Origin of the sequence: Nocardiopsis sp. NPDC058631, assembly GCF_042716955.1 — a bacterium.
GTDB lineage: Bacteria > Actinomycetota > Actinomycetes > Streptosporangiales > Streptosporangiaceae > Nocardiopsis.
The window spans coordinates 45,141-64,623 of record NZ_JBHXQY010000020.1 but is presented as its reverse complement, the minus strand read 5'-3'; the positions used below and the strand labels follow the sequence as shown (position 1 = coordinate 64,623).

Below are 19,483 nucleotides of genomic sequence, written 5' to 3'. Positions count from 1 at the left end.
CCCGGATACGGATGTCCCGGCCGGTCGGGGCCGGGGGCTGCGGCGTGCACGCGGGACGGCCCGGAGCGAGCGGTCGGGGCCGGTGCGGGACATCCGTCCACGCTGCCCCGCACCGGCGTGCGCGCGTGCGCGCACGGACCACCTTACGGACTCCGGTGCCGCGCCGGATCACGATTCGTGCAACTCGTGAGACGGAAGGGTCAGCCGCAGCCCTACCTTTACGACGTAGATTTCTTGGTGGGACACCGGAGGACGACCCCGGAGGCCGAGGGCCCCGGCGGGGCGGGCGCGCACAGGGGGTGTCAGGCCGGCCCGGCCGTGACAGGGTGGACGGCGTCCCGGGTGCGCCACGGCGGCGTGCCCGCCCCGTGACCGAAGGAAGCCCCCCATGCTCCCCTCCCCCGGACCCTCCGCCGCGACCGCGCCCGCGTCCCTGCTGGGCGCGGCCCTGGCCGCCCTCCTCGTCCTCCCCGCCCTCCTGGCGCCGGCGGCCCCCGCCTTTGCCGCCCCCGCACCCCTGGCCGAGCGCACCTCCTGGATGGCGCCGCTGCCCGACCGGACGGGCCTGGCCGCCCTGTCCCTCCCCGGCACGCACGACAGCGGCGCCTGGCGGGGTTCCGTGTGGTCGCGCACCCAGGACCTGACCATCTCCCAGCAGCTCGACTCCGGTGTGCGCTTCCTGGACGTGCGCACGCGCCACCACCGCGACGCGTTCCCCATCCACCACGGGGCCGAGTACCTGCACCTCAACTTCACCGACGTGGTCACCGACGTGAGCGCCTTCCTCGAACGGAACCCGTCCGAGACCGTGCTCATGAGGCTCAAGAAGGAGCACACCGAGGAGGAGAACACCCGGACCTACGAGGAGACCCTGGACCACTACATCGAGGAGAACCCGGACACCCGCGACCTGCTGGCGGAGCACCTGTGGATCCCGGAGCAGGGCGGGGCACGGGTGCCCGACCTCGGCGAGGTCCGCGGCCGGATCGTCATCGTGCAGGACTTCTCCGCCTCCCGCGACTACGGCGTCCGCTGGAACGGGCCCGCGCTCAGCGTCCAGGACGACTACCGGGTGCCCACGCTCTTCGACATCCCGGCGAAGTGGGACAGCGCCCGGGAACACTTCACGGCGGCGGCCGAGGGGCCAGAGGACCTGCTGTACGTCAACCACCTGAGCGGCAGCGGCGCCCCGTGGGCCAACCCCCGTGACGTCGCGTGGGGCGCCCTGGGCCAGCGGGGTGTCAACACCTACGCCACGGACCACCTGCGCGCCTCCCGGGCGCCCCGGACGGGCGTCGTGGTCATGGACTTCCCCAGCCAGGAGCTGACCGACCTCGTCCTGGCCCGCAACCCGTCCTGAGCCGCCGGCCCCGACCCCCGGTAGCGGCCTTTCGGAGGAGCGGTGTCGTCACCCGCCCCTAGGATCCCGGTACACAAGCGGGAGGGGAGAACCGCGCCCGCCCGGAGGAAACACGGAAGTGAGGAGACCGTGAGCGAAGGACTGCGGCCCACTCTCGTCGTCGTCAACCTCCCTGTCAGGGACCTGGAGGCGGCGACCGCCTGGTACACGAAGGTGCTCGGCCACGGCCCCTCCGGGGAGCCCTCCCCCACCGACGTCGAGTTCGACCTGCGCGAGGGCGTGAGCCTGCTGCTGACCACGGGTGACGAGGAGGCGGAGAAAGCAGGGGCCAAGGTCCTGTTCGGCGTCGAGGACCTCGATGCCGAGAAGAAGCGCCTGGCCTCGGTCGACGTCGGGAGCGGCGAGCGCCGGGAGATCCCGGGTGCCCTGGCGTGGTGCGACTTCACGAGCCCCGACGACCACCGGTTGGGCCTGGTGCAGATGCTGGGCTGAACAGGACCCGCCGCCCCGCCGGGGCGGCGGGTTCGTGTCGCCCGCCTCGGACCGCCCAGATCCCGTCCCTCGCTGCCGCACCCGGTGCACACGGGTACAGGGCGCGCCCGGGGTGGCTCGCGTAGGAGTACAAGGCCACCATCGCCGGAACGGGGTTGGCGAACCCCAGCGGCAGGACGAGGGCGACGGACGTCAGCCACAGGGGCCGGGTCCGCCGCACCAGTGCCGCCGCGGCGGCGCACAGGACGGGGAGCACGAAGTACAGCAGCCCCGGCAGCGCTGACCCGTAGCGGGCGGACTGCTCCTCGAAGAGAGCGCCCACGGCCCCTCCCGCCAGGCCCCAGCCGTCGATGGGCTGGACCTGGAACTGGAGGCCGATCAGGAGGGGCCCAGCGCGTACAGCCAGTCGGCGGCGGCCGGCCGCAGCTCGCGCCGCCGCTGCGGGCCCAGGCGGTGCCAGCACCCCAGGGGGGCGGGGCAGGCGTTCTGTGCGGGTGTGCGTGACCGCCGAGTGTAGATCCGCCCGGGGTGCGCCTCCGGCCCCGCCCGCGGCTGCCCGCCCCCGGACGTCACCGGGGGACCGGAGCACCGTCGGCCGCCGGGAAAAGCCCCTGGCGCCCCGGCACCAGTTCCCGGCGCCCGGGGTCCAGCGCGAGCACCCGGTCGGCCCGGTCGGCGACGTCGCGGTCGTGGGTGACCATGAGCACGGCGAGCCCGTGCTCCTCCCGTAGGGAGTCCAGCAGGTCCAGGACCATGCGCGCGCTCGCCGCGTCCAGGGCCGAGGTCACCTCGTCCGCCAGCAGGAGCGAGGGGCGCGCGGCCAGGGCGCGGGCGATCGCGACCCTCTGCCGCTGCCCGCCGGAGAGCCGCCCGGGGTAGGAGCCCGCGACGTCCTCGGCCAGCCCGACCCGGGCGAGGAGCCCGGGGACGCGGGCGCGCGCCTGCGCGCGCGTGGCCCCCAGGAGTACGCGGGCGGGGCGGGCGAGGGCCGTGTCCACCCGGTGGGCGGGGTTGAGGGCCCCCACGGGGTCCTGGCCGACGAACTGGACCGCGCGCAGGAGATGCCGGTCGCGGTGCCGCACCCCCTGCGGCAGCGGTTTCCCTCCCAGGGCCATGCTCCCCGCGACGGGCGGGTGCAGACCGGCGACGGTGCGCAGCAGGGTGGACTTGCCGCTTCCGGAGGGGCCCAGAACCGCGACGCACTCGCCCCGGCGTACCGACAGGTCCGCCCCGGCGACCAGTTCCCGTCCGCCGGGCGCCGCCACGCGGAGTCCGCGGAGTCCGAGTACCTCGGCGCTCCCGGCGGGATCTCGTGCGGGACGCCCGGCGTCCCGGTCCGGGGCGTGGGGGGTACTGCCCAGGACGAGGCGGTCGTCGGCCACGCGTTCGGCGAAGGCCCGGTCGTGCGTGACGACGACCGTCACCCTGTCGGGCCTGCCGCGCCGGCGCTCCAGCACCTCGGCCACCAGTTCCACCGTGGCGGGGTCGAGCCCGCTCGTGGGCTCGTCCAGCACCAGCAGCCGGGGGTCGCCGACCAGGGCCCTGGCCAGGGCCACGCGCTGGGCCTGCCCTCCGGAGAGCTCGTGCGGGCGGCGCGGCCCAACGGCGTCCGGCTCCAGTCCCAGGTCGGCGAGCGCCTCGCGCACGGCCCCGCGCGAACCGCGCCTGCCCGAGCGCACCAGCCCCTCCGCCACCAGGGCGGAGACCGTGCGCAGGGGGTGCAGGTCCGAGGCCGGGTCCTGGCCGAGGATCCCGGCGTGGGCCGACCTCCAGCGGCGCGCCGCTGCCCCGGCCGGGATCGGGGTCCGGTCCCAGCGCACCTCCCCGGCGTCGCGGACCAGCCCCGGCGGCAGTGCGTCGAGGGCGGCCAGGACGGCGCTCGTCTTACCGCCGCCGGAGCCTCCCACGACCGCCAGGACCCGTCCTTGCGCCACGCACAGGTCCACCGGGCCGACGACGGTGCGCCCCGACAGGTCCCGGACCCGGATCCCCCGGGCGCTCAGCCCCTCGTGCTCACCCACTGGCGGTCTCCTTCCTTCGTGCGGGGTCGGGGCGGCGGGGCCGGGTACCGCCGCGGCGCGAGGCGAACTGGACGGAGAGGGCCAGGACGACCGTGGTCGCGCCCAGGGCGGCGGCCGGCGCGGCCACGGCCCAGGGGTTCATCGCCGCCCCGGCCATGTTCTCCCGGAGCATCAGGGCCCAGTCCGGTGCCGGAGGGGAGGCGCCGAAGCCCAGGACTCCCAGTGCGGAGGCGATCTGGAGCGCCACCACCAGCCGCAGTCCCAGGTCGGCGGCGACCAGTCCGCGCACGGCGGGCAGGACCTCCCTGGCCAGGACCGACGCCGAGTGCTCACCCCGGCACAGGGCCGCCTCCACGTATCCCGAGGCGCGGACGGAGCGGACGGCGTCGCGGACCACGCGCAGGGTGAGCGGCGCCCCGCCGCACACGGTGGCGACCACGATGGCCGCGCGGCCGGGCAGCGCGACCGCCGCGACCAGGGCCAGCAGCAGGGTGGGGACGGCCAGCATGAGGTCGGCCGCCGCCGTGAGGGCCCGGTCCACCACACCCCCGGCCCAGCCCGCGGCCAGTCCGCCGACGACGCCGACGGCCGAGGCGCACACGGCGGCCGTCACCGAGACCGCCAGGAGCCCTCCTCCTCCGGCCAGCACGCGCGACCAGACGTCGCGGCCCAGCGCGTCGGTTCCCAGCGGGTGGCCCGGTGCGGGGCCCTGCCAGGGGACGCCGAGGGGGGCCGTGGGGTCGTGGGGCGCCAACCAGTGGCCCAGCAGGGCGGTGGCCAGGACCGGGAGGAGCAGGGCGGGAAGCAGCAGTCGGCTCACGTCCTGGCCCCCCGCGGTTCGACCACGGCCGCGACCGTGTCGGCCAGCAGCAGGCCCGCCAGGACGATCGCCGCCGCGAGGACCGCCGTGGCCTGGACCACGGGCAGGTCGCGCGAGGCGAGGGAGGCCACGAGCAGGGAGCCGAGGCCGGGGTAGCCGAAGAGGGTCTCCACCACGGTCGCGGCGGCGACGAGCCCGCCCGCGCTGACGGCGAGGACGCGTGTGAGGGGGGCGAGGAGGAAGGGCAGCACGTCCACCGCGGCGATCCTCCAGGCGGGGTTGCCCCGGCGCCGGGAGTCGGCCACGTGGGGGCGGCGCAGGGCGTCGGCCACCGCACCCGACAGCAGGCCCGCGCCGAACAGGGCGGTGGGCAGCGCCAGGGACAGGACCGGCAGGACCAGGAGCTCGGGGCTGCTCGTCGGCGGTCTGCCCGGAGGCAGCAGTGACACCGGCGGGACCAGGTCCAGGGCTCCTGAGAGCAGTGCGGCCAGCCCGCTGGCCACGACGGCCGAGGGCAGGGCCGCGCCACCGGTGAGGACGGCGGTGGGCGCTCCCCCGCCCCGGGCGGCGCCCGCCCACCACCCCAGGGCGAGCATGGCGGGCGCGGCCACCAGGAGCGCGCCCCCGACGAGGGTGAGCGTGGCGGGCAGGCGTTGGAGGAGCGCGTCGGCGACGGGCCTGCCGTTGACCAGGGAGGTGCCGAGGTCGCCGGTGGCCAGCGCGGTGGCCCATGTGGCGTAGCGCAGCCACGCGGGCGCGTCCAGTCCGAGTTCCTCGCGCAGCCGGTCGAGTTCGGCCTGCTCCGCGCCCGGGACGGCGCGCAGCTGGGCGGCGTCCCCGGGCAGCAGTTCGGTGGCGGCGAAGACCATGACGGAGACAGCCAGGAGCAGGAAGAGGGTCCGCGCGGACGCGAGGAGCAGGGTGGACCCCGCTCCCCGCGTCCGCGGTGCGGCGCCGGGCGGCGCCGACACGCTCGGGATCATCAGCCCGGCACTCCGGCCCGCTCGATCTGCAACCGGTGGAAGCCGGGCCCGGTGGGCAGGTCGCTCACCCCGGGTGCGGTGAGGTCGATGCCGTCGCCCAGGCCCCAGACCACGTAACCGCCCTCGTCGGCGACGTCCTGCTGGAGTTCGCCCAGGAGTGCGTGGCGCTCGGTCTCGTCCTCGGTGGCCAGGGCCTCGGCGAAGCCGGCCTCCCACTCGGGGTCGTCCCAGCCGGTCTCGTTGACGGGGCCGTCGGCGAGCAGGGCCATGCGGGAGAAGCTGACGAAGCCGTTGCCGCCGAGGCTGTTGAGGTAGAAGGGTTCGACGTTCCACACGTCGGTCCAGTAGGTGTCGGGCGGCCCCACCTCGACCTCGACCTCGATCCCGACCTCGGAGAGCTGCTCGGAGACCAGGACCGCGGTCTCCTCCATGCCGGGGTAGGAGTTGGTGGCGTGCAGGGTGAGCGTCACTCCGTCCTCGTGGCCGGCCTCCTCCAGCAGCTCCAGCGCCCGGTCCAGGTCGCGCTCCACGGCGGGGGTGTCGGGGGCGAAGGGCTCCAGGGGGCTGAGGAGGTCGGCGCCGGGCTCGCCGTAGCCCAGGAAGACGGTCTCCACGAGCTGCTCCCTGTCCAGGGCGAGCTTGAGGGCCTCGCGCACGCGGGGGTCGTCGAAGGGCTCGGTCGCGGTGTCCATGACCAGCGGGTAGTTGACGCCGCCGGGCCGGGTGACCACCTCGACCTCGTCGCCGTCGGCGTACTGCTGGGCGGTGGCCGGCGCGACGCTGCCGGCGACGTCGGCCTGCCCGGAGGCGACGGCGGCGGCGCGCGCGGCCGGGTCGGGCATGGCGGTGATCTCCAGCGTCTCGTACGCGGGCGCCTCCCCCCACCAGCCGTCGTTGCGGCTCAGGACGGAGGTGGTGTCGTCCCCCTCGTCCAGGACGAAGGGGCCCGAACCGGGGACGGGCTCGGTGATGTCCTCGCTGCCCTCCGGGACGACGAAGGTGAGGGAGGCCAGGGCGAGGCCGACCTCGGCGTAGGGCTGGGTGGTGGCCAGCTCCAGCTCGTGGTCGCCGGTCGCGGAGGAGGACTCCAGGTCGAACATGGCCATGCGGCCGTTGTTCTCCGCGCCCTTGCCCTGGATGCGGCGCAGCGAGAACAGGACGTCGTCGGCCGTGACGGGCTCCCCGTCGGAGAAGGCGGCGTCATCGCGCAGGGTGACGCGCCACAGGGCGAGGTCGCCGTCGACGGGTTCCCACTCCTGTGCCAGTCGCGGCTGCACGGCTCCCTGGTCGTCGGTCACGGTGAGTACGTCGTAGACCATGGCGAAGCGCAGGTAGTCGGCTTCGTTGCCGACCCGGCCGTGGGGGTCGTGGGTGGTGGCGGCGGGTGCCCCCACCGCGGCGTAGCGCAGGGCGGCGCCCGCGGAGGCGTCGGCCTCCTCCCCCGTGCCGCTGCCGCAGCCTGTCGCGGCGAGGGCGAGCGCGCACGCGCCTGCCAGGAGGGATGGTCGTCTCATCGTGGGGCCTTTCGGTTCTGGGCCGTGTCCGTCACGGCCCGGGGGTTCGGTGTCCTGACGCGGGGGTCAGGGGTGTGGCGGGCGCGGCGCCCGGGGGGCGCCACTCGGCCGCTGTCGGGGATCGGTCGCGCACCTGTGCGGGGACGTCGGCGCGGGTCAGGCCGGCTGGGCGCCCAGCCTCCAGCCCTCGGCCCTTGCGCGGGCCCGCACGAACTCGGCGTGGCGCCCCCCGCGTGCGAGGAGCTCACCGGGTGGGCCCTGCTCGGCCACGCGGCCCTCGTCGAGGAACACGACCCGGTCGGCGGCGGCGACGGTCGCCGGACGGTGGGCGATGACCAGGACGGTGTGGTCGCGTGCCAGCGCGCGCGCCGTGGCCGTCACGAGCGCCTCGTTCTCGGCGTCCAGGGCGGCCGAAGCCTCGTCCAGGACGATGACGGGGGCGTCCTTGAGCAGGGCTCGCGCGATGGAGACGCGCTGTTTCTGCCCACCGGAGAGGGCGGCGCCACCCTCCCCGACGCGGGTGTCCCAGCCGTCGGGGAGTTCGGCCAGCACACTGTCCAGGCCGGCTGCGGTGGCGACCCGGTCGAGGTCCTCCTGCGAGGCGGCGGGGTCGGCGAGGCGGATGTTGTCGGCGATGCTCGCGTCGAACAGGTACACGTCCTGGAAGACCACGCAGACGTGCTCGGACAGCTCCTCGCTGCCGATGGAGCGCACGTCGACCCCGCCGAGGCGCACACTGCCCGCGTCGGCGTCGTGGAAGCGCGCCAGCAGGCGCGCGACCGTGGTCTTGCCCGATCCGGACGGTCCCACGAGCGCGGTGAGGGTGGCGGGTTCGGCCCGGAAGGAGACCCCGTCCAGGACCGTGGGCCCGCCCTCGGTGTAGCCGAAGCGCACGTCGTCGAACTCCACCCCCGTGCCCCGGGGAGGGACCGGGTTCTCGGGCTCGGGGAGCGGCCGGGCGTCCAGGACCGCGTTGATGCGGCCCAGCCCGTTGCCGGCCATGCGCAGCGCCGCGCCCTGGTCGGCGGCCCCGACCAGCGGCTGGACGAACCTGGCCACGAGCACGAGCAGCGCGACCGCCAGGGGGGCGTCGATGGTGCCGCCGAGGGCGAGGAGGACCGTGAGGACCAGGACCAGGCCGAAGGACAGGCGCACGGCGAAGGAGTAGCCGAGGAGGGCGGGGACCGCGCGCAGCAGCAGGTGCCGGGAGGCGGCGTGCTCCGCGACCAGGGCTCCGTCCAGGCGCTCGTGGCCGCGCTCGACCCCGCCGAAGGCCCGCAGCACCGCCTGCGCGCGGGCGTACTCCAGCACCCGCCCGGCCGCCTCGTCGGTCACGGCGTCGCGGGCTGCGTCGTTGCGTCCGACCGCCCTGCCGGCCAGGGTGAACACCGCCCACAGCACCGGAGCGCACACGGCGCAGGCCAGGGCCACGCGCCAGTCCCACAGGAACAGGGCGAGCACCGCGACGAGGGGGGTCACCACCGCGTCGGCCAGGGGAGGGTAGAGGTGCACCGGGACGTTCGTGGCGCGGGAGACGCCGTCGGTGGCGACGCGGCTCAGCTCTCCCACGCGGGCGCCGGTGAACCACCCCAGGGGCAGGCGCACCACGTGGTCGCCGAGGCGGTGGTGCAGGGCGCGCGAGATCGAGCCGCCGACACGGAAGCTGAGGAAGAGGCCGGCCGAGCGCAGGAGCGCGTAGAGGGCGGTCGCCGAGAGCAGGAGGAGCGTCCAGGGCACCGCCTCCGAGGGGGTCGGGCCCAGGAGGGCGTCGAGGACGGGGACCAGGAGCGCGAACACCACCCCCTGGACCGCGGAGACCAGGGCGGTGAGCGCGAGGCTCGCGCGCACCGGTCCGGTCCGCTCGGGTCCGAGCGCGTGGAGGAAGGCGCGGATCACAGGGCTTCTCCCTTTTCGGTGCGGTCGTCGCTGTGCTGGGCTTGCCACAGGTGCGCATAGCGCCCGCCGAGGTCGAGGAGTTCTGCGTGGGTGCCGAACTCGGTGATGCGCCCGCCCTCCATCACGGCGATGCGGTCGGCGCCGGTGACCGTGGCCAGGCGGTGGGCGATCACCAGGACGGTGCGGCCGTGCGCGAGCTCGCCGAGCGCGTCCTGGATCGCCGCCTCCGAGACCGGGTCCACGGCGGCGGTGGCCTCGTCCAGGACCAGGACCGGGGTGTCGGCGAGCAGGAGGCGTGCGATGCAGACCCGCTGGGTCTCACCGCCGGACAGGTCGGCGTCCTCGCCCACCACGGAGTCGTAGCCGCGGGGCAGCGCCTCGACGCGATCGGCGATGCGGGCGGCGCGTGCCGCCGCCTCGACCTGGTCCCGCGTGGCACCCGGGCGGCCCATGGCGATGTTGTCCGCGATCGACTCGCGCAGCAGCCGCGCGTCCTGGAAGACGAAGCCCACGGAGCGGTACAGCTCCCGCGCGGGGATGTCGCGCACGTCCGCCCCGCCGACGGTGACGGCCCCGCCGGTGACGTCGTGGAAGCGCGCGGGCAGGGTGGCCAGCGTGGTCTTGCCCGCGCCGGAGGGGCCCACCAGGGCGGTGACGGTGCCCGGTTCCAGCACCAGGTCCACTCCGCGGAGCACCTCCTTCCCCGGTTCTCCCTCCTCCTCGGCCGGGTAGGCGAAGCGCACCCCCTCGAAGGTGACGCGCGCGCCCCGGGGGACGGCTCCGCTGCCCTCCTCCAGGCGGGGCACCGCCAGGAGCCCCGCCACCCGGGTCGCGGCGGCGCCCGCCGCCTGGATCTGCTGGGCCCGGGAGCCGATGACGTTCACGGGGGCGCACAGGGCCGGTGCCAGCAGCGCGAAGGCGACCACCGCCACGGGCTCGCTCCAGCCGAGCGCGGTGGTGGCGACCCCGGCCGCGACGACGGCGACGGTGACCATGGGCGCGGACAGCAGGAGGAAGGATCCGACCGTGACGGGCGTGGTGCTGCGCGACCACGCGAGGAAGAAGTCGGCGAAGGCGTCGGAGGAGCGGGTGAAGCGCTCGTGGGCCCGGCGGTGTCCGCCGAAGTGCTTGACGACCTGGATCCCGTCGACGAACTCCACCGCCGAGGTGTTGATGTCGTTCATGGCCTCGGCGTAGTGGGCCATCTTGCTCCTCGAACCGGCCATCGCACGGGCGAACAGGGCGACGCCCGCCGCGACCAGGGCGACGGAGAGCAGGGCGAGGCGCCAGTCGACGGCGAAGAGGTAGACCAGGGCGACCACCGGGACCGTGACCACGGCGGCCAGGTCGGGCAGGGTGTGGGCGACCAGGGAGTGCACGTCCTCGATGTCGTCGTGCAGGGCCTTCTTGACCCGGCCGGACCCGCGGCCGGAGAACCAGCCCAGCGGGACGCGGCCCATGTGGTGGGCCAGGGAGCGCCGCACGGACAGCTGCATGTCGTTGTCGGCCAGGTGGCCGACCAGGGTGGACGCGGCGCTCGCGGCGAGGGCGGCCACCGAGCCGGCCAGTCCGGCCGCGACCAGCGTCCACACCAGTGCGGTGTCGGTGGGTCCCGCGGCGAGCAGGGCGCCGGCGATCTCGACGAGGCAGATCAGCGGGACGAGGCCGAGCGCGCTCGCCGCACCCTGCAGGGCCACGGACGCGCGGACGCGCCCCCGGACGGGTTCGAGGAGGACGCCGAGCGGGGAGGCGGCGCGATGGTCCCCGGTCTGCGCGGCCTCGGACGTGCGCGGGGCGGTCTCCTGTGCCGTGCTCACCTGGCCAGCGCCCCGGTCCCGGGGGTGGCCACCGGGCTCGTCGCGGGTTCACCGCCGGTGAGGGGGTCGAGGAGGTAGCGCTGCACGTGGTGGACGGGCAGGACGCGGTGGTCGGGGTCCAGCGACCAGCACAGGCGGTTGTCGGGCGGGGTGCCCGGCACGGGACGGGGCTCGATCGGGGGAAGCGGCATCAGGGGTGTCCTCCGGACGGGGTCGGAACGGGCGCGGCCGGCACGCCGGGCACTGCGGGCACTGCGGGCACTGATCCGGGGGTGTTGGGCACGGTGCGGAACCCGGCCCCGGTCACCGGGGCCGCACCGGTGCCTCCTCACCACGGGTCGTGGACACGACCCTCCTCTCATCGGGGTACGGCAGCGGGAACAGCGGGGGTGCGCGCCCCTCAGGCCGGAGTCCTCCGGGTACAGGGCGGGCACACGCCCGAGAGCTCGAAGGAGTAGTCCAGGGAGCCGAAGCCGCTGTCGCGCCGCACGCGGTCGGCGACCGCCGCCAGCTCGTCCGCCTGCGCGATGTCCTCCACCCGACCGCAGACCCTGCACAGCAGGTGGTGGTGGCGGAAGGAGGTCCTGCACAGCCGGTAGAGGCGCTCGCCTCCGGGCGAGTGGACGGTGTCGAGGACGCCCTCTCCGGCGAGCCGGTGCAGGGTCCGGTAGACGGTGGACAGGCTGGGCGGCCTGCCGGCGCGGGAACGCCCTCCGCGGAGGGCGGCGTGGATCTCCTGGCAGCTGCGGAAGTGTGTGCTCCGGCCCAGCGCACCGAGGACCACGTCGTCGTACTGGGACACCCTGGGCATCTCAGCCGACCATCCGGGAACTTCTTACGGCGAACGGCGCGCCCGCCGGCCCCGGCGCACGACGCCGCTCCCTGCCTCCGGACACGTCACGATCCTCCGGTCATGTGACACAACCTGAATGGAAATGATTTTCATAACCATAGCATGGGCATGCCCCTACCCCCTCAAAACCTCCCGAAAGGCACGCCTGCCACCCCCGCACGCAGCCGCCGCAGGCGTACCGTCCACGGGCCCGTGGACGGGGCGGGCGACGCCGGGGTCCCGGCCGGTGAGGCCCCGCCCGGGGCCGTGGAGGGACCGGCCCGTGACGGGGTGCGCCCGGGACCTGTTCCGGGCGCGCGTTCCGTGGCCTCGCGCAGGGACGCGGGTACTGTGTCCTTCTATCCGCGGAAGGTGTGCCCCCGCTGTTCAGAGGGGACGGGCGTCCCGTCCGCGCGGACCCGTGCGGGCACCGCGCCCTTCGACGGCGCGGGTGCCCGCCGGGAGGACCGGCGGTGGCCGTCCCGGTCCGGGCCGCTGCGAACGAGGCGAAGGGCGCGCGCATGGAACCTGCCTTCATCGTGGCCGCGTTCGCCGGAGGGCTCGGGGCCTCGGTACTGCGGCTGCCTCCGCTGGTGGGGTTCCTCGCGGCGGGCTTCGTCCTCAACGCCCTCGGTTACGGGCCCACCCCGGCGCTGGAGACCGCTGCCGGCCTCGGCGTGACCCTGTTGCTCTTCACCATCGGTCTGAAACTGGACGTGCGCTCCCTGCTGCGCCACGAGGTGTGGGGCACCGCCACCCTCCACATGCTCGCCTCCACGCTGCTGATCGCCCTCTTCGTCGGGGCGTTGCGGTTCACCGGACTGGCGGTGCTCCAGGACCTCGGCTGGCCGACCCTGCTCCTTTTGGGGTTCGCCCTGTCCTTCTCCAGCACGGTGTTGGCGGTCAAGGTCCTGGAGGCCCGCAACGAGTCCGGGTCGTTCTACGGGCGCCTGGCCATCGGTGTACTCATCACCCAGGACGTGTTCGCGGTCGTGTTCTTGTCCGCCTCCTCCGGTGAGCACCCCAGCCCCTGGGCGCTGCTCCTGTTCCTGCTGCTGCCGACGGCCCCGCTGCTGCGGCTGCTGCTGGACCGCATCGGCCACGGGGAGATGCAGGTGCTCTTCGGTGTGGCCGCCGCGCTCACGGCGGGCCACGCCCTGTTCGAACTGGTGGGTGTCAAGGGCGACCTGGGCGCCCTGGTCGTCGGGGTCCTGCTCGCCCCCTCCGCCAACGCCGCGTCCTTGGCCAGAACGCTGCTGTCGGTCAAGGACCTCCTACTGGTCGGGTTCTTCCTCAGCATCGGCCTGACGGCCCTGCCCAGCGCCGAGTCACTGCCCGCTGTGCTACTCCTGCTGCTCGTCCCGTTGAAGGGGGCGCTGTTCACGGCGCTGTTCCTGCGCTTCAGGCTGCGCGGGCGCACCTGCCTGCTGGCGGGGACGGCACTGAGCAACTTCTCCGAGTTCGGGCTCATCATCGGTGCCATGGCGGCGTCGCAGGGCCGGCTCCCGGACGAGTGGCTCGTGACGCTGGCGCTGGTCGTGGCGCTCAGCTTCGCCTTGTCGGCTCCGGTGAACTCCGTCGGCGAGGCGCTCTACCGCAGGCTCGGGCCCCGGCTGGCCCGCTACGAGCGCCCCGGGCCTCCGGAGGGGGACCGCCCCATCGACGTCGCCGGAGCCCGCGCGGTGGTGCTGGGCATGGGGCGGGTGGGGCGCGGCGCCTACGACCGGCTGATCGAGGAGTACGGCGTCCCGGTGGTGGGGGTGGAGCACGATCCGCTCACCGTGAGACGGCTGAGGGCGCGGGGGTACCGGGTCGTGGAGGGGGACGCCACCGACCCCGACTTCTGGGAGCGCCTGCGCCCCGACCCGCAGGTGTGGCTGGTGGTTCTGGCCATGCCCCACCAGCGGGGCAACCTGGCGGCGTTGGAACAGCTGCGCGGAGACGACCGCCGCGCCACGATCGCCGGTGTGGTCACCCACGAGGAGGAGATCGAGGAGCTGCGGTCCCGGGGCGCCGACGCCGTCTTCCACCTGTACGGGGAGGCCGGGCGCGCCCTCGTCGACGACGCGGTCGGGCGCCTCGGCGGCTGAGGGCGGTGGGGGCGGTGGGGACCCGGCGCCCGGCCGGGAACTCGGGGCCCGACCGGGCACACCTGGCGGAACCGCGGAGTCCCGGTTCCGCCATGGCCGGGCCACCCCCCGGCAAACCCTCTTCTCTGACGAATCCCCCGGCCAGGGGGGCCTGGCCGATCACGCACAGGTGCAGAACAGTTTCCGGCAACGATCCGCCAAAACAGGGTTATCCGAGCGGCGGCATCCGTCCTACGCTGCCCGGAAGGGGCGTTGAACGCGCGTCGCGCTCCGGCGGCGCCTTGGCGTCCGAGCCCTCCCGGGCCCCGGAGCGCGCCCCGCGCCACGAGGGAGGCAGGCATGACCCAGATCAAGGTGCAGCCCGTGTCCGACGCCGCGCTGGCCTCGCTGAGGTCGGGTTTCAGCGGCCGGGTGTTCGTCCCCGGGGACAGCGGATTCGAGGAGGCGCGCACACTGTTCAACGCCATGATCGACCTGCGACCCGGTGTGATCGCCCAGTGCGCGACCACCGACGACGTGCGCCGCTCGGTCGAGTGCGCACGCGAGGAGGACCTGGAGATCGCCGTGCGCGGCGGCGGCCACAGCGTCGCGGGCATGTCCCTCACCCCCGGCGGCCTGGTCATCGACCTGCGCCACATGAACACCGTGGCCGTGGATCCCGGGGCCATGGCGGTCCGGGTCGGCGGGGGCGCCCTCATGGGCGACCTGGACGCCGCGACCGAGCCGTACGGCCTGGCCACCACCGGCGGCCGGGTGTCCACCACCGGCGTCGGCGGCTTCACGCTCGGCGGGGGGTCCGGGTGGCTGGAGCGCAAGTTCGGTCTGGCCTGTGACAACCTGCTCGGCGCCGACCTGGTCACCGCGGAGGGCGACATGGTGCACGCCGCCGCCGACGAGAACCCGGAACTGTTCTGGGCGCTGCACGGAGGCGGGGGCAACTTCGGTGTGGCCACCCGGATCGAGCTCCGGCTGCACCCGCTGCCGGAGTTCTCCCTGGCCCTTCTGCTGTTCCTCCCCGAGGCCGGGCCCGAGGTCGCCCGCGTCTGGCGCGACATCATGGCGACGGCGCCCGACGAGTTCGGCGGAGGCCTGATCTACCTGGTCGCCCAGCCGGAGCCGTTCATCCCGGAGGAGATGGTCGGCAAGCTGGTGTGCGGTGTGGTGGTGACGTGTGCGGGCGCCGAGTCCGCGCTCCGCGATCTGGCGGCCCCCCTGCTGCGGATGGGGCCGAAGGCCTCGATGCTCACCGACATGCCCTACGCCGCGGCGCAGAAGGCGCTCGACGACCCTCCCGGGTACCGCAACTACTGGTCGGTGGAGTTCCTGGACTCCCTGCCCGATCCCGCCCTCGACATGTTCTGCGCCCAGGGGGAGGGCGTCATCGTCCCCTCTCCGACGGCGAACGCCCTGTTCCCGCTCGGCGGTGCCATGGGGCGGTCCCGGGCCGACTACCCGGTCCCGTGGCGCCACGCCCGGTGGGGCGTGCACCCGCTGGCGATGTGGGAGGACCCCGACGACGACGCCCGCGCCATCCAGTGGGTGAGGGACATCCGGTCGGACATGCGCCCCTGGTCGACCGGTGACGTCTACCTGAACTTCACCGCCGACGAGGGCGAGGAGCGCACCGTCTCCGGGTTCGGCGCCGACAACTACCGTCGGCTGAGCGCGGTCAAGGCCGAGCTCGACCCCGACAACGTGTTCCACCGCAACCACAACATCCGTCCCGCGGGGGCCGCGCCCACGGCCCCCCGCCCCCGACGGGGCTGAGGCGCGGGGACGGGCTCGATCATCTGCAGGCCCCGGCCGATCACGGTTTGACCGACGACCTGTGGGGGCACGCGGTGCGAGGCCGGGGCGTACTCACTCGCCGACAGCCGGGTAGTGGTCCTCCTCCTCAGAGGCCCCCTGCCGGTCGGAGACGTCGACCTCCACCCCCGCCCGCGCGAAGGCCGCCCGTACCCGCTCGGTGGCCTCCTCGCTCAGGTAGTGGTGGTGCAGGTCCAGGCTCTCCAGGTGGGAGAGCACCGGCACGGCGGCGAGCAGGTGCTCGACGTCGCCCTCGCGCAGGGTGCCCAGGGACAGGTCGACCGAGGACAGGCGGGCGGTGATCGGGGCCCCGGCCAGGGCCCGCACCCACTCCCCGGTGCGGCGGGAGTTGCGCAGACCCAGGTGCCGGAGGCCGGGCAGGGCCGCCCCGGACAGCAGGGGTGCCAGGTCGTCGGGGGTGGTGTCGCCGCCGTAGTGCTCCACGCCCAGCCACAGTTCCAGGCGCTCCAGTGCGGGCAGCCCCGAGGCCAGGACCTGGCGAACCACCTGTCCGGGCAGGCCACCGCTCTGGAGGGTGAGCGAGCGCAGGGCGCCGTGTTCGGGCACGTGCAGGGAGAGCATGTCTCCCCCCTGGTAGGTGTCGCCGACCCCGCGAACGGCGAGCTCCTCCAGGCGGGGGTAGGCGGCGAGCAGCGGAGCCAGGTCGCAGTGGTGGATCCAGGAGATCTCGTTCTCCTCGAACGTGATGTCGCCGAGGAAGAGCGAGCGCAGCGCGGGCAGGTCCGCGGCGTGGGAGATCAGGGCGTCCCGGAGCTCGCGGGAGGAGATGTCGCTGCCCTCCTCGAAGCCCCAGTCACCGATCACCAGCGCGGTCACCCGGGAGGTGTCCACCTCCTCGACGAACCTGGCCAGGTAGGGGACCAGCTCCTCGGTGTAGCTGGAGAGCCGGAGCCGCCACGCCGCCGAGCCCGGGTCGAGCCCGGCCTTGTCCATCCTCTCCCGGTGCGGGGTCGAGGCCGGGGCCTCCACCTGTTTCCCGCGCGCGTCGAAGGCGGCCCTCTGGAGGTCGTGCGCCTCCGCGTCCCGGTCGAGGAACTCGACCACGGGGAGCCCGGCGTACTCGGTGAGGTGTTCTCGGATCATGATGTCTCTTCCGTGCTGGCCCGGGGGTGTGCGACATGTCTAGCAGCGCGCACGGACAGGCAGCGGTGCCGATGCCCGCGAAAACCCTTGCGCACAGGGGTTTCCCGTTTGCGAAGAAGGTTCGGGAACGAGGAGAATGACCGATCATCCGCCCATCCGGAAGGCGCTCATGACGAACACCCCGCGTGTCCCCCTGGACACGACCGTCCCCCACTCCGCACGGGTGATGAACTACTGGCTGGGCGGCAAGGACCACTACCCGGTCGACCGCGCCCTGGGGGAGCAGGTCGAACAGGCCTTCCCCGAGATCGTCGAGCTCATGCGCGCCGACCGCCAGTTCATCGTCCGCTCGGTCACCCACCTGGCCAGGGAAGAGGGCGTCCGGCAGTTCCTGGACATCGGCACCGGCCTGCCCACCGCGAACAACACCCACGAGGTCGCCCAGGCGGTCGCCCCCGATTCCAGGATCGTCTACGTCGACAACGACCCCCTGGTGCTCACGCACGCCCGGGCGCTGCTGACCAGCGCTCCGGAGGGCGACACCCAGTACATCGACGCCGACATACTCGACCCGGAGACGCTGCTGGCCCAGGCCCGCGAGTACCTGGACTTCACACAGCCGATCGGTCTGGTCATCATGGGCACGTTCGGCCACTTCCCGGCCGACGAGCGGACCTACGCCGTGGCACGCGCCTACGTGGACGCCCTGCCCCCTGGCAGCTTCCTCGCCCTGTGCGACAGCACCGACACCAGTCAGCAGATCGTGGAGGCGGCCAAGGCCTGGAACGAGAACGCGGCCCAGCCCATCCACCTGCGTACCCCGGAACAGGTCAGCGCCTTCTTCGACGGTATGGAGCTGTTGGAGCCCGGCGTGGTCTCCGTCCCGTTCTGGCGGCCCGAGAAGACCCAGGTGGGCACTGCCAAGGAGGTCGCCCAGTACGGCGGCGTCGCCCGCAAGCCCTGAGCCCGGGCACGGCCCCCTGCGCCCCGCACACGACCCCGAGCGCCCGGAACGCCGACGGCGCAGGTCTTCCCGGCCATACGTGAGGGGTCCCGTGCGCCACCCCCTACCGCACGGGACCGCCTGGCACCACGTGGCTCCGCGGTGCGGACGCCTCCGCCGATCGCGGCGGCAGGGGATGGGGCTCAGCGCCCCCGACCGGACGCCGAAGGGGTGAGAACACCGATCTCCGGTGCCCCGGGCAGATCGGGCTCGCTGAACAGACGCCCGGTCATACCGGCCTCCTCGGCCAGGCGGGCGATGCTGAGGTTCTCCCACAGGTAGGTGTCGCGGGTGCTGCGCACCACCGCGCCGTCGTGGAGGACCTTCCAGGTCGTCTCCCAGCGAAGGACGTCGCCCTCGACGGGTTCGGCCTGCGTCCACCATTCGTAGGTCTGCTCGCCGATGCGTTCGCTGAGCATGCGGAAGGGGGGGATGGCTCTGGTGGAGCCGGTGCCCATGAGTTCCACGACGATCGGGGCGCCGGGTGGGACGTGGTCGCGCAGCTTGTGCCAGAGTGCGATCCGCTCGTCCTTGGTGAGGTGCCCGAGCACACCGAAGACGACCACCGCGCTGACGCGGTCGGGTAGCCGCAGGCGCTGGGCGGGTTCGGCGCTGATGGTCACGCGGTGGCGCAGGTCGTCCTTGCCGACGACGCGGCTGGTGAGCATCGCCCGCATGGGCGTGGACGGCTCCGCGGCGATGATCGAGGCGCTCGGCAGAGCCGATGCGATCACTTCGGTGATGCGGCCCGTGCCCGCTCCGATCTCGACGACGGGGCCGGTACCGGGGTCGACACCGGCCAGCGCGGCGCGCAGTGGTCCGGCGCTGGTGCGCACATGGCGGGCGGCGACCATTTCGTAGAACTCGGCCGAGGCCGTGTAGTAGTCCGCAACCATGGTGATCTCCCTTGTCGTGACGGCGTCAGGGTGTGCTGGGCCAGGTGGGTGCTGTCTCGGTCGGCTCGTGGCCCAGGGCCTGGGCGATGGCCGCTGCGACCAGGCGGCGCTGCTGCACGAGGAAGAAGTGCCCACCCGGGAACACCGCGGTCGTGACCTCACGGGTCGTCGTGGTCCTCCAGGTCGCCGCCGCCTCCTCGGAGCACTCCGGGTCCTGGGCGCCGACGAAGACGTGCACGGGGACGTCGAGCCGTTCCGCCCGGGTCGGGTGATAGGTCTCGATCAGCCGGTAGTCGTTGCGCACATAGCGCAGCACCGCGGTCCGCAACTCCTCGTCGGCCAGGACCTCTGGCGGGGTGCCGCCCAGTCGGGTGAGGTCGGACGCCAGGTGGACGTCGTCGCGCAGGTGGACGTCGCCGCGCTTGGCGTGGTGGGGGGCGGGCCGCCCCGACGCGAACAGTCGGACCGGCGGCGGGATCGACCTGCGACGTACTTCCACGGCCACCTCGTAGGCCACGGCGCTTCCCATGCTGTGGCCCAGGAGCGCATAGGGCCGGTCCAGGAGAGGGTCCAGCGCGTCGACGACGGCATCGACGACCTCGGGCATCGTGTCGACCATGCGGTCGCCGAAGCGGTCCTCGCGCCCGGGATACTGCACGGTCAGCGCTTCGATGCCGGGCGGCAGCAGGTACTGCCACGGTCGCAGCGAGGACGCCGATCCGCCGGCGTGGGGCAGGCAGATGAGTCGCACGTCCGCCCGGGGGCGGTGCTGGGGCCGACGCAGCCACGGGCTGAGTGGCGAATACCGCGAATCCATGGAAATGCTGCTCCTCGCGATCTTTTCAATGA

Annotated in this window: 17 protein-coding genes; 5 read left to right on the top strand and 12 right to left on the bottom strand. The window is 74.0% G+C overall.

The window, feature by feature from the left end; translation table 11 throughout:
• Positions 1-388: 388 nt before the first annotated feature.
• Both ACFWTE_RS09785 and ACFWTE_RS09780 read left to right on the top strand, forming a co-directional pair.
• Positions 389-1,360: a phosphatidylinositol-specific phospholipase C gene (locus tag ACFWTE_RS09785; protein WP_378778915.1), complete on the top strand. Its 972-nt coding sequence runs from the start codon at positions 389-391 to the stop codon at positions 1,358-1,360.
• A gap of 129 nt (positions 1,361-1,489) precedes the next feature.
• The gene (locus ACFWTE_RS09780) at positions 1,490-1,852 is read left to right on the top strand and encodes a VOC family protein (RefSeq protein WP_378778914.1); all 363 of its coding nucleotides are present in this window, start codon (positions 1,490-1,492) and stop codon (positions 1,850-1,852) included.
• On the opposite strand, the gene ACFWTE_RS09775 is transcribed toward ACFWTE_RS09780, so the two are convergent.
• The 9 genes from ACFWTE_RS09775 to ACFWTE_RS09735 form a co-directional block, all read right to left on the bottom strand.
• Positions 1,803-2,174: a hypothetical protein gene (locus ACFWTE_RS09775; protein ID WP_378778913.1), complete on the bottom strand. Its 372-nt coding sequence runs from the start codon at positions 2,172-2,174 to the stop codon at positions 1,803-1,805. The two genes, ACFWTE_RS09780 and ACFWTE_RS09775, sit on opposite strands and share 50 nt — an antisense overlap.
• A gap of 247 nt (positions 2,175-2,421) precedes the next feature.
• A complete protein-coding gene (locus ACFWTE_RS09770; RefSeq protein WP_378778912.1) occupies positions 2,422-3,873 on the bottom strand; it encodes an ABC transporter ATP-binding protein in 1,452 nt (483 codons plus the stop codon).
• Complete coding sequence (locus ACFWTE_RS09765) at positions 3,866-4,693, bottom strand: ABC transporter permease (protein ID WP_378778911.1); 828 nt, start codon at positions 4,691-4,693, stop codon at positions 3,866-3,868. The genes ACFWTE_RS09770 and ACFWTE_RS09765 overlap by 8 nt, the downstream gene beginning before the upstream one ends.
• Positions 4,690-5,676, bottom strand: coding sequence for an ABC transporter permease (locus tag ACFWTE_RS09760; RefSeq protein ID WP_378778910.1), 987 nt, complete (start codon positions 5,674-5,676; stop codon positions 4,690-4,692). Before ACFWTE_RS09760 ends, ACFWTE_RS09765 begins: the two co-directional genes overlap by 4 nt.
• Positions 5,676-7,190, bottom strand: a complete 1,515-nt coding sequence (locus ACFWTE_RS09755) for an ABC transporter substrate-binding protein (RefSeq protein WP_378778909.1) — start codon at positions 7,188-7,190, stop codon at positions 5,676-5,678. Before ACFWTE_RS09755 ends, ACFWTE_RS09760 begins: the two co-directional genes overlap by 1 nt.
• A 156-nt stretch (positions 7,191-7,346) precedes the next feature.
• Entirely contained in the window at positions 7,347-9,086 is a 1,740-nt protein-coding gene (locus tag ACFWTE_RS09750) for an ABC transporter ATP-binding protein (protein ID WP_378778908.1), read from the bottom strand.
• The gene (locus tag ACFWTE_RS09745; RefSeq protein WP_378778907.1) at positions 9,083-10,903 is read right to left on the bottom strand and encodes an ABC transporter ATP-binding protein; all 1,821 of its coding nucleotides are present in this window, start codon (positions 10,901-10,903) and stop codon (positions 9,083-9,085) included. The genes ACFWTE_RS09750 and ACFWTE_RS09745 overlap by 4 nt, the downstream gene beginning before the upstream one ends.
• Positions 10,900-11,094, bottom strand: coding sequence for a hypothetical protein (locus ACFWTE_RS09740; protein ID WP_378778906.1), 195 nt, complete (start codon positions 11,092-11,094; stop codon positions 10,900-10,902). Before ACFWTE_RS09740 ends, ACFWTE_RS09745 begins: the two co-directional genes overlap by 4 nt.
• Before the next feature lie 209 nt (positions 11,095-11,303).
• The gene (locus ACFWTE_RS09735) at positions 11,304-11,714 is read right to left on the bottom strand and encodes a Fur family transcriptional regulator (RefSeq protein WP_378778905.1); all 411 of its coding nucleotides are present in this window, start codon (positions 11,712-11,714) and stop codon (positions 11,304-11,306) included.
• A gap of 542 nt (positions 11,715-12,256) precedes the next feature.
• On the opposite strand from ACFWTE_RS09735, the gene ACFWTE_RS09730 reads away from it, so the two are divergent.
• Both ACFWTE_RS09730 and ACFWTE_RS09725 read left to right on the top strand, forming a co-directional pair.
• Complete coding sequence (locus ACFWTE_RS09730; RefSeq protein ID WP_378778904.1) at positions 12,257-13,825, top strand: cation:proton antiporter; 1,569 nt, start codon at positions 12,257-12,259, stop codon at positions 13,823-13,825.
• Between the two features lie 339 nt (positions 13,826-14,164).
• Positions 14,165-15,592, top strand: coding sequence for an FAD-binding oxidoreductase (locus tag ACFWTE_RS09725; RefSeq protein WP_378778903.1), 1,428 nt, complete (start codon positions 14,165-14,167; stop codon positions 15,590-15,592).
• 93 nt (positions 15,593-15,685) lie between these two features.
• Here the strand turns inward: ACFWTE_RS09725 and ACFWTE_RS09720 are convergent, their stop codons facing one another.
• Positions 15,686-16,735 (bottom strand): STM4015 family protein, encoded by a 1,050-nt coding sequence (locus ACFWTE_RS09720; protein WP_378778902.1) that lies wholly within the window; start codon positions 16,733-16,735, stop codon positions 15,686-15,688.
• Positions 16,736-16,904: 169 nt separating this feature from the next.
• Here ACFWTE_RS09720 and ACFWTE_RS09715 point away from each other — a divergent pair, with 169 nt between their 5' ends.
• Entirely contained in the window at positions 16,905-17,699 is a 795-nt protein-coding gene (locus ACFWTE_RS09715) for an SAM-dependent methyltransferase (protein ID WP_378778901.1), read from the top strand.
• Between the two features lie 182 nt (positions 17,700-17,881).
• On the opposite strand, the gene ACFWTE_RS09710 is transcribed toward ACFWTE_RS09715, so the two are convergent.
• Both ACFWTE_RS09710 and ACFWTE_RS09705 read right to left on the bottom strand, forming a co-directional pair.
• On the bottom strand, positions 17,882-18,634 hold the full coding sequence (locus tag ACFWTE_RS09710) for a class I SAM-dependent methyltransferase (protein WP_378778900.1): 753 nt from the start codon (positions 18,632-18,634) through the stop codon (positions 17,882-17,884).
• Between the two features lie 25 nt (positions 18,635-18,659).
• On the bottom strand, positions 18,660-19,451 hold the full coding sequence (locus ACFWTE_RS09705) for a thioesterase II family protein (RefSeq protein ID WP_378778899.1): 792 nt from the start codon (positions 19,449-19,451) through the stop codon (positions 18,660-18,662).
• Between the last annotated feature and the right edge of the window lie 32 nt (positions 19,452-19,483).

What these genes read in the sequence shown, in the direction of transcription:
- ACFWTE_RS09785 (WP_378778915.1), top strand. Translation starts at nt 389, where the DNA reads ATGCTCCCCTCCCCCGGACCCTCCGCCGCGACCGCGCCCGCGTCCCTG.
- ACFWTE_RS09760 (WP_378778910.1), bottom strand. Translation starts at nt 5,676, where the DNA reads ATGATCCCGAGCGTGTCGGCGCCGCCCGGCGCCGCACCGCGGACGCGG.
- ACFWTE_RS09755 (WP_378778909.1), bottom strand. Translation starts at nt 7,190, where the DNA reads ATGAGACGACCATCCCTCCTGGCAGGCGCGTGCGCGCTCGCCCTCGCC.
- ACFWTE_RS09740 (WP_378778906.1), bottom strand. Translation starts at nt 11,094, where the DNA reads ATGCCGCTTCCCCCGATCGAGCCCCGTCCCGTGCCGGGCACCCCGCCC.
- ACFWTE_RS09735 (WP_378778905.1), bottom strand. Translation starts at nt 11,714, where the DNA reads ATGCCCAGGGTGTCCCAGTACGACGACGTGGTCCTCGGTGCGCTGGGC.
- ACFWTE_RS09730 (WP_378778904.1), top strand. Translation starts at nt 12,257, where the DNA reads ATGGAACCTGCCTTCATCGTGGCCGCGTTCGCCGGAGGGCTCGGGGCC.
- ACFWTE_RS09725 (WP_378778903.1), top strand. Translation starts at nt 14,165, where the DNA reads ATGACCCAGATCAAGGTGCAGCCCGTGTCCGACGCCGCGCTGGCCTCG.
- ACFWTE_RS09720 (WP_378778902.1), bottom strand. Translation starts at nt 16,735, where the DNA reads ATGATCCGAGAACACCTCACCGAGTACGCCGGGCTCCCCGTGGTCGAG.
- ACFWTE_RS09715 (WP_378778901.1), top strand. Translation starts at nt 16,905, where the DNA reads ATGACGAACACCCCGCGTGTCCCCCTGGACACGACCGTCCCCCACTCC.
- ACFWTE_RS09710 (WP_378778900.1), bottom strand. Translation starts at nt 18,634, where the DNA reads ATGGTTGCGGACTACTACACGGCCTCGGCCGAGTTCTACGAAATGGTC.
- ACFWTE_RS09705 (WP_378778899.1), bottom strand. Translation starts at nt 19,451, where the DNA reads ATGGATTCGCGGTATTCGCCACTCAGCCCGTGGCTGCGTCGGCCCCAG.